General features: G+C 36.6%; 14 protein-coding genes. 12 read left to right on the top strand and 2 right to left on the bottom strand.

The genetic code is table 11. The annotated features are described in order from the left end of the window. Positions 1-21 precede the first annotated feature (21 nt). Positions 22-2274: an SF1B family DNA helicase RecD2 gene (gene recD2, locus BM227_RS06470; protein ID WP_092912293.1), complete on the top strand. Its 2253-nt coding sequence runs from the start codon at positions 22-24 to the stop codon at positions 2272-2274. On the opposite strand, the gene BM227_RS06465 is transcribed toward recD2, so the two are convergent. Further along, a complete protein-coding gene (locus BM227_RS06465; RefSeq protein ID WP_092912290.1) occupies positions 2271-3476 on the bottom strand; it encodes an ATP-binding protein in 1206 nt (401 codons plus the stop codon). The two genes, recD2 and BM227_RS06465, sit on opposite strands and share 4 nt — an antisense overlap. A gap of 191 nt (positions 3477-3667) precedes the next feature. Here BM227_RS06465 and BM227_RS06460 point away from each other — a divergent pair, with 191 nt between their 5' ends. After that, positions 3668-4876, top strand: a complete 1209-nt coding sequence (locus BM227_RS06460; protein ID WP_092912288.1) for a tetrahydrodipicolinate N-succinyltransferase N-terminal domain-containing protein — start codon at positions 3668-3670, stop codon at positions 4874-4876. Between the two features lie 2 nt (positions 4877-4878). Here BM227_RS06460 and BM227_RS06455 read toward each other — a convergent pair whose 3' ends face one another. Beyond that, positions 4879-5175 (bottom strand): hypothetical protein, encoded by a 297-nt coding sequence (locus tag BM227_RS06455; RefSeq protein WP_092912286.1) that lies wholly within the window; start codon positions 5173-5175, stop codon positions 4879-4881. Positions 5176-5205: 30 nt separating this feature from the next. Here BM227_RS06455 and arsC point away from each other — a divergent pair, with 30 nt between their 5' ends. The 10 genes from arsC to BM227_RS06405 all read left to right on the top strand — a co-directional run bounded on the left by arsC (position 5206) and on the right by BM227_RS06405 (position 15111). Next, positions 5206-5565: an arsenate reductase (glutaredoxin) gene (arsC, locus tag BM227_RS06450; protein WP_092912285.1), complete on the top strand. Its 360-nt coding sequence runs from the start codon at positions 5206-5208 to the stop codon at positions 5563-5565. Positions 5566-5571: 6 nt separating this feature from the next. After that, a complete protein-coding gene (locus tag BM227_RS06445) occupies positions 5572-7179 on the top strand; it encodes an ABC-F family ATP-binding cassette domain-containing protein (RefSeq protein ID WP_092912283.1) in 1608 nt (535 codons plus the stop codon). Continuing rightward, on the top strand, positions 7179-7541 hold the full coding sequence (locus tag BM227_RS06440; protein ID WP_092912281.1) for a translation initiation factor: 363 nt from the start codon (positions 7179-7181) through the stop codon (positions 7539-7541). Before BM227_RS06445 ends, BM227_RS06440 begins: the two co-directional genes overlap by 1 nt. Before the next feature lie 407 nt (positions 7542-7948). Continuing rightward, positions 7949-8899 carry a cysteine synthase A gene (gene cysK / locus BM227_RS06435; protein ID WP_092912279.1) on the top strand — a complete coding sequence of 317 codons (951 nt, stop codon included), beginning with the start codon at positions 7949-7951 and terminating at the stop codon, positions 8897-8899. Beyond that, complete coding sequence (locus BM227_RS06430; protein WP_092912277.1) at positions 8899-9129, top strand: DUF2061 domain-containing protein; 231 nt, start codon at positions 8899-8901, stop codon at positions 9127-9129. The genes cysK and BM227_RS06430 overlap by 1 nt, the downstream gene beginning before the upstream one ends. A 16-nt stretch (positions 9130-9145) precedes the next feature. After that, complete coding sequence (locus BM227_RS06425) at positions 9146-9865, top strand: phosphoadenylyl-sulfate reductase (protein WP_092912275.1); 720 nt, start codon at positions 9146-9148, stop codon at positions 9863-9865. Continuing rightward, the gene (gene cysD / locus BM227_RS06420; RefSeq protein ID WP_092912273.1) at positions 9858-10769 is read left to right on the top strand and encodes a sulfate adenylyltransferase subunit CysD; all 912 of its coding nucleotides are present in this window, start codon (positions 9858-9860) and stop codon (positions 10767-10769) included. The genes BM227_RS06425 and cysD overlap by 8 nt, the downstream gene beginning before the upstream one ends. Then, complete coding sequence (gene cysN / locus BM227_RS06415) at positions 10769-12214, top strand: sulfate adenylyltransferase subunit CysN (protein WP_092912272.1); 1446 nt, start codon at positions 10769-10771, stop codon at positions 12212-12214. The genes cysD and cysN overlap by 1 nt, the downstream gene beginning before the upstream one ends. Beyond that, positions 12207-13799, top strand: a complete 1593-nt coding sequence (locus BM227_RS06410) for a nitrite/sulfite reductase (RefSeq protein WP_092912270.1) — start codon at positions 12207-12209, stop codon at positions 13797-13799. Before cysN ends, BM227_RS06410 begins: the two co-directional genes overlap by 8 nt. Further along, positions 13768-15111 (top strand): aminotransferase class V-fold PLP-dependent enzyme, encoded by a 1344-nt coding sequence (locus BM227_RS06405; protein ID WP_092912268.1) that lies wholly within the window; start codon positions 13768-13770, stop codon positions 15109-15111. The genes BM227_RS06410 and BM227_RS06405 overlap by 32 nt, the downstream gene beginning before the upstream one ends. Positions 15112-15434 lie beyond the last annotated feature (323 nt).

Below are 15434 nucleotides of genomic sequence, written 5' to 3'. Positions count from 1 at the left end.
GAAAAGTAGAGTGTACAAATTGTGAAACTAAGCGGAAAGATTGATCAGATACTTTTTCAAAAAGAGGGCTTTTTAATTGCAAAGTTAGAGGGTGGTGCCAAAATTTCAGGCAGTTGCCTCATTTCAGATATTGATGCTTTGGAAGGTCAAGAGGTTGAACTAGAGGGTGAATGGGGAGAACACCCAAGGTTTGGTCCTCAATTTGTTTTTGATGAATTGCAAATAAAAGGGAGTGAACTCTACTTCTATCTTACAAAAGTGGTCAAAGGGGTAGGACAAAAACTGGTTAAGCGTCTTATATCTCATTATGGCGAAGAGGAACTATTACGTATTTTAGATGAAGAGCCGCAAAAACTGTTGGAGTTCAAAGGGATAAAAGAGAAAAAGCTTTCTCAAATTACCCAGAGCTGGCAGCGGTATAAAGAGATGCGTGAGCTGGCAATGTTTTTGGCTCCTTATAAAATAGGTCAATCCATAATAGTTGAAATATATCAAACATTTATAGGTAAAGATAATTTAATTGAAGCAATAAAAGAGAATCCTTACATCATTACGCAAGTTAAAGGTGTAGGGTTTAAACGTGCCGATGAGATGGCACAATCGATGGGAATAGATCCAAAATCTCCATTTCGTATAGAAGCAGCGATTAACTACCTTTTACGTGAAATCAGCGAACAGCAAGGCTCTAGCGCAACAGATAAAAAAGAGTTTATAGAAAAGTTAGAAGACGAGCTTGGTTTAGATGGTGAAACTCTTTTAATTGAAGATGTTATTAACAAACTAATTGAACGTGAAGTGTTATATGTAATAGATGGATATTTGGCACATACCTTTTACTATAAAGCAGAGAGAGGAATCTTTGAGTTTTTCAAGGAAAAGCTTAAAAAAAGAGATGGAAAATTAAAGCAAGATATAGACAAATTTATACAAGAGCAAGAAGAAAACATAGGTTTTACTCTAGGAGAAGAGCAGCGTGAAGCGGTAAAACTTCTAAACAGTGGTGTAAAAGTTATGGCACTTGTAGGTTACGCAGGAACAGGAAAGAGTACAAGTGCAAAGATGATGCTAAAGCTTCTTGAAGAGAGTTTTGGTTATGACGCTATTATTGCCACTGCTCTTAGCGGAATAGCTTCACAACGCATACACGATACAACTGGCTACAAATCTATGACAATCCAGAGTCTTCTTGTGGCACACAAAGAGCAAGATGAGTTTCCATATGATGTTGTACTGCTAGATGAAGCATCTATGGTAAATTCGCAAATATTTTACCAGCTTATTTCCAAACTCAAAGATGATGCAATATTTCTTATTATCGGTGATGATGGTCAGTTACCGCCTATTGGAGCAGGCAATGTTCTTTCTGATATTATTAAATATGAACTTATTCCAGTTATTAAACTGACTAAAATCTACCGTCAAAGTGAAGAGCAGGCTATAACACTAATTGCTGATTCGATAAGACGAGCTGAACTTCCAGAATACCAAAAAGAGTATTTAGACTTTAAATTTATAGATAAGAGTATTGCTAACTATTATGCCATACGTAATGGAATGTCAGAAGATGAAAGAAGAGAGCTTCGAGAGAGTATAAATCAGCAAATTTTAGAAGCTATCAAGAGTGAGTCGGTTTCTTATATTCTTGAAGCACGAGAGAAGTTGAAGTCTAAAGATATTAAAGGGTATTTAACCCATTTGCAAGTGATTACTCCGATGCGTGGAGGTCTGCTAGGTGTTGAAAATATGAATCAGCAACTGCAAAAACTCTTCAATCCAAATGCAAAATATGCCATTAAACGGGGACTTTACAGTTATGGACTTTATGACAAAGTAGTGCATATAAAAAATGAGAATATGCCATCTTACACACCAGAAGGCTTTAAAAATGGAGATGACGCAACAGAGAGCCGAATCTTTAACGGAATGATTGGATTGATTTTTAAAATAGACAAAGAGGAAGAGGAGTGCTTTGTATATTACCCAAACGAACAAATAGTTGTTAGGTATGGATTTGATCTAATATCAGACTATTTACAGCTTGCTTACGCCCTGACAATCCACAAAACCCAGGGAATGGAGTATGATACAGTCATCATACCTATAAGTTTCAGCCACTACATTATGCATAACACAAAACTTCTATATACTGCTGTAACACGAGCCAAAAAGATGTGCATTATCATTGGAGAAGAAGCAGCCTTCAAAGGGGCTTGCCGACGCATCGATACAACAGATCGGACAACAGTGCTGGGATTGTTGGCGAACTCAATTTAATACAAAAAGCCAAATAGCCAAAGAGGTATTTTATTGTCAGAACCTATTTTAATATCATCTGCTACTACAAAACTGTTTTTTATATCTTTTATCTGTTTGAAACTTTTATTTTTACCGCCAATTTCTACAATATATTTACCATCGATTATGAAATCACCTTGTTTTTGAATATTTAGTTTATGATTTTGAGATACTTGATTTGCAAAAAATGTCTCTCTTATGGTTCCAATCTCAGCATTTTCACAATAAGCAAAAAGCAAATTAGTATTGTTGAGGTAGATTTTTGCAGGTTTATTGATCTTTTTAACCCCTTTTGAAAACTCATCTATTAAAAGTAGCATCTGTCCATCATTTAAGTATGATATATAGTCATAGAGTTTAACTCGACTAATTTCTGCCATAGTTGCTATTTTTGAATAATTTACTTCAAATGGTTTACTCTCGCAAATAACTTCAAGAAGCTTTTTGAGCTTAAAGGTATATTTTTGCTCGATCAGTCCCAATGAAGTTAAGTCTATATCAATAGTAAGATTAATTGTGTTCAAAAGATTTTGATAGTATGAGCTTTGCTTATCGAAATAAAAAGGGTAATAACCAATCTCAAGATACTCTTTAAACTCTTTTATGACATCAGGAGCTATTGTTAAAATCTCTTTTGACAACTCTAAATGATTTGTTAATATTTCATTCAATTTAGCAGTTTCTAACTTTAAATTAAGCTTTAACTCTAAGAACTCTCTAAAAGAGAAACCAGCTAAATTGTATAGCGTAACTCTTCTGCTTAAATCACTTTTTGCATTTAGAAGTGAGGTTGCACTGCTACTTGTATAGAGAACTTTTATGTTAAATAGATCATAAATAGTCTTTAGATAAGAGCTAAAATTGTTATATCTATGTACTTCATCTAAAAGCAGATACTCTCCGCCATATTCAACAAATTCTTCGACAAGATCAATCAAATCAACACCACTTAAAAACGGATAATCAAGCGAAATATATAGGGCTTTTTTATTTTTCTTTTGAAGTTCAAGCAGGTATTGAAACAAAGTTGTAGTTTTACCAACCCCTCTTGCTCCAAAAATCGCAACCATTTTATCGTTATTATCGCTAAATTGGTCAATCTCTTTAAAAATATATCTCTTGTAAGTAATATTAAAATTTTTTAGCAATCTATCTTGATATTTATATAGAGTATCTATCATATTTACGCCTTTGTAAATGTTTATGTACATTTACAATTGTATATAATACTAACTTTGTAAATGTTTATGTGCATTTACTTCTACATCATACTAAAAGAGAAATATGTATACAATAAAGAGAATTATAGGAAAGATTTAATACATAATCAGGGAACTTTAAGTATAATTTCACAAATTTTACAGGAGTTAAAATGGCAATTGAAAAAATTGAAACAAAAGAAGCATTTAAGAGTTTTATAGAAAAAGTAGAGGCGCAAGATGGTTATCGAAAGCCGGTTGCATTTGGTATTTGTCGTGTAGATCGTGGTCAAAAAAATCGAGATAAGATTTTACAGGCAGTTTTTCCTCTTATTAACTGGAATGAAAACTTTGGTTCTGCTGCAGTTTTAATAGCAGCTTTACAAGATAGCGGCGAAAAAGTTGACTTTACAGCAAGCGAGCAAGTGTTTGATGTAAGCGATGCAATGATTGTTAATGCTGTTGCTGCATTTAACCCATACCTTGCTGAAGCTGAAGGCGATGCTCATAAGAATGTTCAGGTAATTAAAGAGTTAGCTCGTATTGCTGATTGTGAAGAGCTTGATGATAACTTCCGTGTTGTCTTTTTGTTTGAAGATGCTGCACCTCAGAGTGTTGAAGCAGTTTACATTAAGCTTTATGCACTTTCACTTGGTAAAGCGGCACTTAGAAGTGTTAACCTAAATGGTGCATTTGGTATTTTACAAAATGTTGCTTGGTTTGGAAATGAGCCATTTGAGCTTGATTGGTTGAGAGAAAATGAGATTGAACTTAAGCTTAATGGTGCTTACCCTGAAATTGAGAGTGTTGACAAGTTCCCACGCTACCTACAACACATCATTCCAGCAGACAATACACGTATCTTAGATAGTGCAAAAGTACGTATGGGAGCGCAACTACACCCTGGTACAACAGTAATGCCTGGTGCAAGCTACATCAACTTCAATGCAGGAACAACTGGTGCTGTTATGGTTGAAGGACGAATTTCAAGTTCTGCAATTGTTGGACCTGGTTCAGATGTTGGTGGTGGTGCTTCTATTCTTGGAGTACTTAGCGGTACAAACGGAAACCCTGTAACAATTGGAGAAAACGTACTTCTTGGTGCAAACAGTGTAACAGGTATTCCTCTTGGTGATGGTTGTATTGTAGATGCTGGTATTGCAATCTTAGAAGGAACTAAAGTAGTTATAAGCAAAGCTGAACTTGAAAAAATTAAAGAGGTTAACCCATCTTGGGATGTTGCTGTAGAAGATGAAAACATCTTTAAAGGTGTTGAGCTTGCAGGCAAGAATGGAATACATTTTAGACAAAACAGTATGACTGGACAAATTATCGCTATGCGAAGTAGAAGAGAGGTTAAACTAAACGCTGAACTTCACTAAGTTCAGCAAAATCTTTTTGCCACATACCATTTAAGTATGGCTGTGGCAGAGTGAGATAACTCGTGCTGATTAAGAGGTATATAGGCAATTTTTAGTTTGCTTAAGATGATAATTCCGGCAAAAACACCGACTATCCAAAAAAATAGTCCATAGAGCCAGCCAAATTTTAGCCAAGCCCATATGCCTATGATAATCGGTATGAGTGTAAATGATATACGAAAAATTCGTACTATCATTTCACAACGTTTATTTAGTGGTGGAAGAAGTTCAATAATAGGTTTCTCTTCATTTCTGTTCATACTTAAAACTTTATCATAAAAGGATCGTTTATGGCAACCGATAATGTCATTATCTGGCATAATCCCAGATGCTCTAAGTCACGGGAAGCACTGAAACTTCTTCAAGAAGAGGGTATTGAGCCAAAAGTTTACAAATATCTTGATGAATCTCCAAGCAAAGAGGAAATTAAAGAGATTCTTAACATGCTTGGTTTAAAACCGCGAGAGATTATGCGAACCAAAGAGGCAGTTTATAAAGAGCTGGGTCTTAAAGATGTAGAGGATGATGAGAAACTGATTGAAGCGATGGTTGAACATCCACGTTTAATTGAACGTCCTATTGTCATTAAAGATGGTAAGGCAACAATCGGACGACCACCACAAAAAGTTATAGAACTGATAAAAGGGTAGTTTCAGATGTTACAAACAGTCGATTTGACCAAACGCTTTGGCGGGCGTGTTTTATTTGAAAATGTCAATCTTAAACTTGATGCAGGCAAGCGTTATGGCCTTATAGGAGCAAATGGTGCGGGAAAGAGTACCTTTTTGAAGATTGTTGCCGGTGAAGAGGAGCCAACAAGCGGTGAGATCATCATTGGAAGTGGTTTAAAAGTTGGGGTACTTGGACAGAACCAGTTTGCTTTTGAGGATTTTACCATTGCTGATGCAGTACTTTACGGTAACAAACGCCTTTATGATGCTATTAAAGAGAAAGAGCGTCTCTATATGGAAGGCAATTTTGATGATGATAAAGTCAATGAACGCCTTGGTGAATTAGAGATGATCTGTGTCGAAGAGGATCCAATGTATGAATATGATGTACGCATCAAAAAGATCCTCGAAGAGCTTGGATTCCCTGAAGAGCAGCACACTGAACTGATGAGCTCTTTGCCAAGTGCTGACAAATTTAAAGTGCTTTTAGCACAGGTACTCTTTCCAAAACCTGATATTCTCTTCCTTGACGAGCCTACAAACAACCTAGACATTCACGCAATTGCTTGGCTTGAAGAGCAGCTAAAACGACACGAAGGTACAATGATAGTTATTTCGCACGACCGTCACTTTCTAAACAGTGTTGTTACTCATATTCTTGACCTTGATTTTAAGACGATTCGAGAGTTTACGGGCAATTATGATGATTGGTATATTGCTTCAAACCTTCTGCAAAAGCAAAGAGAGATGGAGCGTGCAAAAAAGCTAAAAGAGAAAGAGCAGCTTGAAAACTTCATACGCCGCTTTAGTGCCAATGCTTCAAAGGCAAAGCAGGCAACAAGCCGACAAAAACAGCTTGAAAAGCTTGATTTAAGTGCTTTGCAAACATCAAGCAGGCGAGATCCAAGCATAGTTTTCCGTCAAAGACGTGAGATCGGAAAAGAGGCGTTGGAGCTTGAAAATGTAAGCAAGAAGTTTGATGACCACGTTGTGTTTGAAAATCTTACACTTAAATTTAATCCGGGCGATAAAGTTGCACTAATCGGTCCAAATGGTGTTGGTAAGACAACACTTTGTAAAATGATCATGGATGACGGCTTAAAACCTGACAGCGGTGAGATTAGATGGGGTGCAACAGTTGAGCCAAGCTACTTCCCGCAAGATACAACTGATCGCATTAAGGGTACTGAAACACTTTATGAGTGGCTAAGAAGTCACGATAGAGAAGCTGATATTTCAGAAATTCGCAACTGTCTTGGACGTATGCTATTTAGCGGTGAAGAGCAAGAAAAGAGCATTGAAAAAATAAGCGGTGGTGAGAAGCACCGTATGATGCTTAGTAAAATGATGTTGGAGCAAGGCAACTTCCTTGTACTTGATGAACCAACTAACCACCTTGACCTTGAAGCGATCATTGCACTTGGTGAAGCTCTTTATAACTTTAAAGGCAATGTCATTTGTGTTACCCACGACCGTGAGTTGATCGATGCTTTTGCAAATCGCATTATAGAAATTAAGCCAAATGGTGAGATAGTTGACTTCAAAGGCAACTATGAAGAGTATGCTGAGTTTATAGGTGAAGCGAAAAATTAATGGCACGCGGAACAAAACTAGATCTCTCTTTTGGATCATTTGGCAATGGGTGGGAGGTTGATGACCTCTGCCCTAAATGTGGTGAGAACCGAAGTGAATGCATCTGTAACAATGAGAAGAAAATTCTAACTCCAGCTGAACATCGACTTGTCTTTAAGCGTGAGAAACGGCGTGGAAAGCCAGTTACACTCGTTGGGGAGTTTTTCATAGATAAAGATGAAATCAAATCTTTATTAAAAAGTATTAAAAAAAGCCTAGGAAGCGGTGGAACCTTTAAAGATGGGTGGATGGAACTGCAAGGAGAAAAGGCTGATGTAGTTCGTCCACTTTTACAAAATGCTGGTTACCGTTTTAAAAAATAAAACCAAAATGTTATATAGCTAAATAGTTGAGTTATCTCATCTATTTAGCTTTGAACCTTTTTTCAAATAAACTTTTTACTGCTATTTCTTGCTGTTTATTATCTTCATACTATAAGAAGCTATCTTTTATTCCTCTTCTTGATTTATTCTTTAATTAGTTCATTGCTGTATAAACCTTTATATTTCAAAAAAAGCCATAAAGTCTACAAAAATAGTAGATATTAACCAACTTTCTTTCAAAATTTTAATTTTTTAGCTATTTTAAAACTATACAAAACGCCGTATTTATGGGGATGATATAGCAATATCTATAATTCCTATAGAAATACTTGACATTAATCTAATATTTAATTATAATTTCTTCAAATATTCAGTTATTTGATTTAACTGAGTCTAAAGGAGACAGAATGAATGTAGCAGAAAATGTAACAGAGTTGGTAGGTAATACTCCTTTAGTAAGAATTAGAAATCTTACTTCTTCTAGTGAACTTTTTGGTAAGTGTGAATTTATGAATCCAACTAGTTCTGTAAAAGATCGAATTGCTGTAAGTATGATTAAAGAGGCAATAAAAAGCGGAAAGATAGATAAAGAGAGTGTAATTATTGAAGCAACAAGCGGAAATACAGGAATAGCACTAGCATCTGCTGTAGCAGGACTTGGATTGAAATTAATTTTAACAATGCCAGAGTCAATGAGTGTAGAGAGAAGAAAGCTAATGAGCGCATTAGGTGCAGATATTGTTTTAACTAGTGCATCAAAAGGTATGAGCGGTGCAGTAAAAAAGGCTGAAGAGTTAGCGCAAAAGCTACAAAATGCTGTATTGCTAAGACAATTTGAGAATCCGGCGAATCCAAAAATTCATTCTGAAACAACAGCAGAAGAGATTTGGAAAGATACAGACGGAAAAGTTGATATTTTAGTTGCAGCAGTAGGTACCGGCGGAACAATTACAGGTATTGGAGAGAAGCTTAAATCTTACAACCCTTCTATTCAAATTATTGCAGTAGAACCGGTTGATTCACCTGTGCTTTCTGGTGGAAAGCCTGGTGCGCATAAAATTCAGGGAATTGGTGCAGGTTTTGTACCTGATGTATTAAATACAAAAATTTATGATGAAGTAATTCAAGTCAGTAATGATGATGCAATGGCTACAGCTAGACGCATAGCAAAAGAGCAAGGGTTGTTAGTAGGTATTTCATCTGGAGCAAACCTTTATGCCTCTTCGATTGTAGGTAACAGAGAAGAGAATAAAGGCAAAGTAATAGTCACAATTTTATGTGATACCGGAGAGAGATACTTAAGTACAGAACTCTTTTCTAAGCCAGAACAGACAGACTTGGAGTTATGGGGGCTTTAATGTATGAAAAACCATACCGGAGTGTGCTTAAAACCATTTCTTGGCGCACTCTTGGAACAATAGACACAATTTTGATTTCATACTTCATTACAGGAGATGTCTCAATGGCGGCATCAATTGGTGGAATAGAATTGTTTACAAAAATGGTTCTTTACTACCTGCATGAAAGAGGGTGGAGCAGGTTGAATATTGGACGGGTTAAAGTAAAAGAGCCTGAATATAACATATAAAAGAAGGAAATTTGTTATGGATTTAAAACAGATTAACAGCACATTGCAACATAAGTCTCCTGAAGAGATTCTTGCTTATGTATTGGAACAATTTAATGGAAATGTTGCTTTGGCTTCCAGCTTTGGAGCAGAGGACCAAGTGCTAACAGATATGCTTTGCCGTATTGATCCTAATATAAAGATTTTTACACTTGATACAGGAAGACTACCTGCAGAAACGTATGCCTTAATGGACAAGACAAGAGAAAAATATGGTGTTGATATTCAAATCTTTTTTCCTGATACTGAAGATATTGAAAAACTATATGCCAAGCAGGGTGTGAATGGGTTTTATAGCTCAGTTGAAAATAGAAAAGAGTGTTGCTATGTCCGTAAAGTCAAACCACTTAAAAGGGCATTAAAAGGGTTAAGTGCGTGGATTACCGGGTTAAGAAAAGAGCAGTCAGTTACAAGGGATGATGTACAGATTGTCGAATATGATGCAACACATGGTCTTTATAAAATCAATCCATTGGCTGAGTGGAGTGAAACCGATGTATGGAGCTATATTCGTTTTCATAATGTGCCATACAACAAGTTGCATGATGAAGGATACCCAAGTATCGGTTGTGCACCCTGTACAAGAGCTGTACAGCCAGGAGAAGATAGCCGTGCCGGACGGTGGTGGTGGGAATCACCTGAGAAAAAGGAGTGTGGACTTCATTTACATGACAAAGGGGTAAAAGAGCATGCTTGATAAAAATAAGATAAGTCATTTAAAGCGTTTAGAAGCAGAATCTATTGAGATATTAAGAGAAGTGGCATCGGAGTTTTCAAACCCCGTTATGATGTACAGTATTGGTAAAGATTCGTCTGTCATGTTGCATTTGGCTTTGAAAGCATTTTATCCTGGGAAAATTCCTTTTCCTCTTTTGCATGTCGATACACTTTGGAAATTCAAAGAGATGATTGAGTTTAGAGACAGTCGTGTCAAAGAGCTTGGGCTTGATTTAATTGTTCATGTCAACCCTAAGGGCAAAGAGATGGATATTAATCCATTTATACATGGTAGCAGTGTGCATACTGATATTATGAAAACAGAGGCACTCAAACAGGCACTTAATGCACTTGGGTTTGATGCAATTATTGGTGGTGCAAGGCGTGATGAAGAGAAGAGTCGGGCAAAAGAGCGTATCTTTTCATTTAGAGGGAAAAATCATCGCTGGGATCCAAAAAATCAGCGTCCAGAATTGTGGAGTATTTATAACACACAAATACATAAGGGTGAAAGCGTAAGAGTCTTTCCTCTTTCAAACTGGACGGAGCTTGATATTTGGCAGTATATTTATCTTGAAGATATACCTATAGTACCGCTTTATTATGCGAAGAAGCGACCAGTTGTAGAGATTGATGGAGTAAAAATTATGGTAGATGACGAGCGTATGCCTGCTCATTTGCGTGCTCAGGCAAAAGAGGAGATAGTACGTTTTAGAACACTTGGTTGTTACCCATTAACAGGTGCTATTGAATCACAGGCCGACACTCTGCCAAAGATTATTGAAGAGATGCTTGTAAGCCGTACTAGTGAGCGTCAGGGTCGTCTGATCGACAAAGATCAAGAAGGTGCAATGGAAAAGAAGAAAATAGAGGGGTACTTCTAATGCAGATAGAGAGATATTTAAAAGAGTATGCAGAAAAAGATTTTTTGCGTTTTATTACATGTGGCAGTGTTGATGATGGAAAGAGTACCTTGATAGGTCGACTTCTTTATGATACTAAAACTGTATTTGAAGATCAAATTTTAGCAGTTGAGCATGAGAGTCGAAAATATGGCACAACAGGAGAAGCATTCGACCTTGCTCTTTTGGTAGATGGACTGCAAAGTGAACGTGAACAAGGCATAACTATTGATGTAGCGTATCGCTTTTTTTCAACAGAGCATAAGAAATATATTATTGCCGATACACCAGGGCATGAACAGTATACAAGAAACATGGTAACCGGTGCTTCAACAGCTGATCTTGCCATCATTTTAATTGATGCGCGCAAAGGTGTTTTAACTCAAACAAGAAGACATAGTTATATTGTCAACCTTTTGGGAATTAAACATATTGTTGTAGCTGTTAATAAGATGGATCTTGTTGATTACTCTTCTGAGCGTTTTGAAGAGATTGTACAAAGCTATAGTAATGAAGTGGCTAATAAGCTTGATCTTGAAGAGGTACATTTTGTACCAATCAGCGCCTTGGTTGGTGACAATATTGTTCATCGTAGTGAGCATATGCCTTGGTATAGCGGAAAATCTTTAATTGAACTTCTTGATAGTATTGAAATAGGCAAGAGTGAAGCTGATACGGAACTTAGATTTCTTGTGCAGTATGTCAACAGACCAAACCTTAATTTCAGGGGCTTTAGTGGAACAATTGCCTCTGGAACAATTCACGAGGGTGATGAGATTATGGTTCTTCCATCTAAAAAGAGAACCAAAGTCAAATCAATAGTTGCCCCATTTACAGATAATGGTAAGAAAGAGCAGACGCTTCATACCGTTACAGAGGCATCTGTACCTATGGCTGTAACGATTACAACAGAAGATGAAATAGATATCAGCCGTTCAGATGTAATAGTACATTCTAAAAATTGTGCCAGTGTCACTGACAAGGCTGATGCTATTATCGTATGGATGGATGATAATGAGTTGGTTTTAAAAGAAACATACGGTTTTAAAGGTGGTGCGTATCAGAGTGTATTGGCTGAAGTTGAAAAGATCCATTATGCAATTGATGTCAATACATTTGAACATAAACCATTGCAATCACTTGGATTGAATGATATCGCACATTGCCGTATCTCTCTTTCTCAACCTATTGTGTGTGATGCTTATAAAGATATCAAACGAACAGGAAGTTTTATTTTAATAGATAAAATCACCAACCGAACAGTTGGTGCCGGAATGATTGTCTCTACTGAAGTAGCAGAAGATGAGAAAGTAATACAAGGTGATATTAGTGATTTTGAAAAAGAGTTAAATGCATTGGTACGCAAATATTTTCCTCATTGGGGTGTACCAGATATTACACAGTTAAGGAGTGTGCAAAATGGCTAAAGAGACAGCGGCACAAAGAGTTGAACGCATTAAGAGAACCAAGGATGGCTTGGATGTTTTAGACGATATCTTACACTATGCACAAACAGGTCAAGAGATTGATCCTGATGATATTGACCGGTTTAAATGGTATGGTCTTTATACACAAAACAAAAGTTTGCAAGCAGATGATGATCCGACTCTATATTTTATGCTAAGAGTCAAACTGCTTGGTGGATTGGTCACCGATGATCAGCTGAAGACTTTGGCAGAAATTTCTAGAGATTTTGCAAGAGATACTGCTGATTTTACAACTAGGCAAGATGTACAGTTTCACTGGATTGAGGTTAAGAATCTTCCTGAAATATTTGATCGTTTGCAAAAAGCTGGGCTTACAACACAAATGGCAGCAGGAGATTGTCCTAGAAATATTGTCAGTTGTCCTGTAAATGGGTTGGATCCTAAAGAGAGTGCTGATGTACGATCAATTGTTCGACAAATAAATCAACTATTTGATCAAAAAAAGAGGCTCTTTTCCAATCTGCCAAGAAAGTTTAAGATCAGTGTATGCGGATGCCATAAACATTGTACAAATCCTGAGATTCACGATCTTAGTTTTGTGGCAACACCAAATGATCGACATTCAGATATTTTTAGCGTAATGGTTGGTGGAGGGCTTGCCAAGAATAAGCGCTTTGCTACACATATTGGTTATGCTTATGCTCATCAACTTCCTGAGATTGCAGAAGCTGTTGCAGTCATTTTTCGAGATTACGGCAACAGAGAAAACCGTACCAAGGCTAGATTGAGACATTTAATAGATGCATGGGGAGTTGAACATTTTAAAAATATTCTTGAAAATAAGATATTGGGGTATAAACTTATTAAAGGATCATCACATCATTTGACACCATACCCAGTGAGATCACATTTTGGCGTGCATCCAAGCAAAGAGATAGGGTACAACTATATCGGCTGTTCTGTTAGTACCAGTGGTGTTGGTTCAGGTGGACTATTTTCTCTTTATGAAGTTTTAAAACGGATTGGTGCTACAGCTATTCGCATAACACCAACACAAGATTTTATTGTTACAGATGTACCTGAACATAAAACTGTAGAAGCTGTATCTTTATTGCAAGAGGCTGGTTTTACACCATTTCCATCGGCTTTCAGATCTAAAACAATGGCTTGTACAGGGTTAAAGTATTGTAAATTTGCAATTAGTGAAACCAAAGATCGTGCTGAAGAGATTGTTAAATATCTTGAAAAGCGTTTTCCTGATTTTAAAGAACCTATAAGTATAAGCGTAAATGGTTGTCCAAACAGTTGTGCCCATCCACATATTGTGGATATTGGATTAATGGGAACAATTGTCAAGCAAAATGATGTGCGTCATCAAGGTTTTGAGCTTCTGTTTGGTGGGTATCTTGAAGGTGAGGATCGAAGCGAGTTTGCTATTAAAAGTGGAATAAAGGTTGCTCCAGAGGATGCTGCAAAAGTTATAGGAGACATAATAGAAGAGTACCTTGGAAGCAACTATATTAGTTTTAGACACTATATTAAAGAGAGATTTTATGAACCAGAGACTATTTCAGCCGCTTCTTAAAAGTAAAGATACCAGACAGGAGCTTTTTGACAACACAATTGGCAAACGCAAGTCAACCTATTTCGATTTTACAGCAACAGGGCTTGGTTATCATTCTATAGAAGAGCGTATGGCTGAAGTTTTGGAGTATTATGCCAATACACATTCAGAAGAAGCTTATTTAGCTAAAACTATGCAACAATGCTATGAAAATGCTCGAAGTTCATTAAAGAGTTCTCTTGATTTAGAAGATGATTTTTTAATTATTCCATCCGGATATGGATCAACGGGAGCCATTAAGCGTTTTCAAGAGTTGATGGGGCTTTATATTCCACCAGCTGTATGTAAGCGTCTTGGCAGCAAGCCAGATGTACCAAAAAAACCGTTGGTAGTAGTAGGTCCTTATGAACATCACTCCAATGAACTTGGTTTTCGGGAGTCTTTATGTGATATTCACCGTGTTCCTCTTACAGCTGATGGCAAAGTAGATTTGCAGAATTTAGAGAATGTTTTAAAAAAGAATAGAGGCAGAGAGATTATAGGTTCATTTTGTGTGGCATCCAATGCCACAGGGATTATAACTCCATATGAGGAGATTTCAAAACTTTTACGCCATTATGGTGCAGTAGTATGTTTTGATGCAGCGGCAACATCTCCTTATATGAATATTTCATCCTATCTATTTGATGCAATGTTTCTTTCTGCCCATAAACTTATTGGAGGTCCTGGAGCTTGCGGGCTTTTAGTGATTCGTAAAGATTTGGTAGATACATCGATTGCTCCGACTTACCCTGGAGGTGGTACGGTTACTTATGTAAGTCGTACAAGCCATATGTTTCATAAAAATCCTGAAATAAGAGAAGATGCAGGTACGCCTGCCGTATTGCAGATGATTCGAGCAGCATTAGCATATCAGCTAAGAAATGAGATGGGATTAGTTTGGATTAAAGAGCAAAAAGAGAAGTTATATAGATACTTGGTTCAACATATTCAAAAAAACGATCAATTTAAGATCCTTGGAAACCCTGAAGCTGAAAATATAGGGATTGTTTCACTGATTCCAAAACAGATGAGTCCTTATGCTTTATGTCAGGTTCTTTCACAAAAATTTCAGATAGAAACACGAGCAGGATGTGCCTGTGCTGGACCTTACGGGCATGATCTTTTAGGATTGGAAGATGATAGAGATTTATCATTTAAACCAGGTTGGCTTAGGATTTCACTTCATCCTATTCATACGTTTGAACAAATAGATCATTTAGTTGATGCATTACATAAAATAACTAATACAAAGCCGTTTTATAAGAAACAACTTAAACGGCTGAAATTTTAAAAAAAAACATACCTTTTTGTTTCATTTTTAAAACACTTCAAAACTGCGAAGTGTTTTGATGATGAAACATAAGTTTCATCAATAACACTAACAAGGTATCGGCTTGTAGTTTAATAGAGCCGATATAGTTTGATTTTTGTTGTTGTGTTAGCTCTTTAACAATTCATTGTCAATGGCACAAATACAATCAAGAGGAAGTGCTATCTATTTTGTTGGTTGTGCAACAAATACTCTCTTAGGATCATAAGGTGTATTATGCACATAGATTGCATAGATAATCTGCAATAGTTTTCTTGCCGTAATAATGAGTGCTTCTTTTTTAG

This window comes from Hydrogenimonas thermophila (assembly GCF_900115615.1).
GTDB classification, from domain to species: domain Bacteria; phylum Campylobacterota; class Campylobacteria; order Campylobacterales; family Hydrogenimonadaceae; genus Hydrogenimonas; species Hydrogenimonas thermophila.
This window is presented reverse-complemented; position numbering and strand designations above follow the sequence as displayed.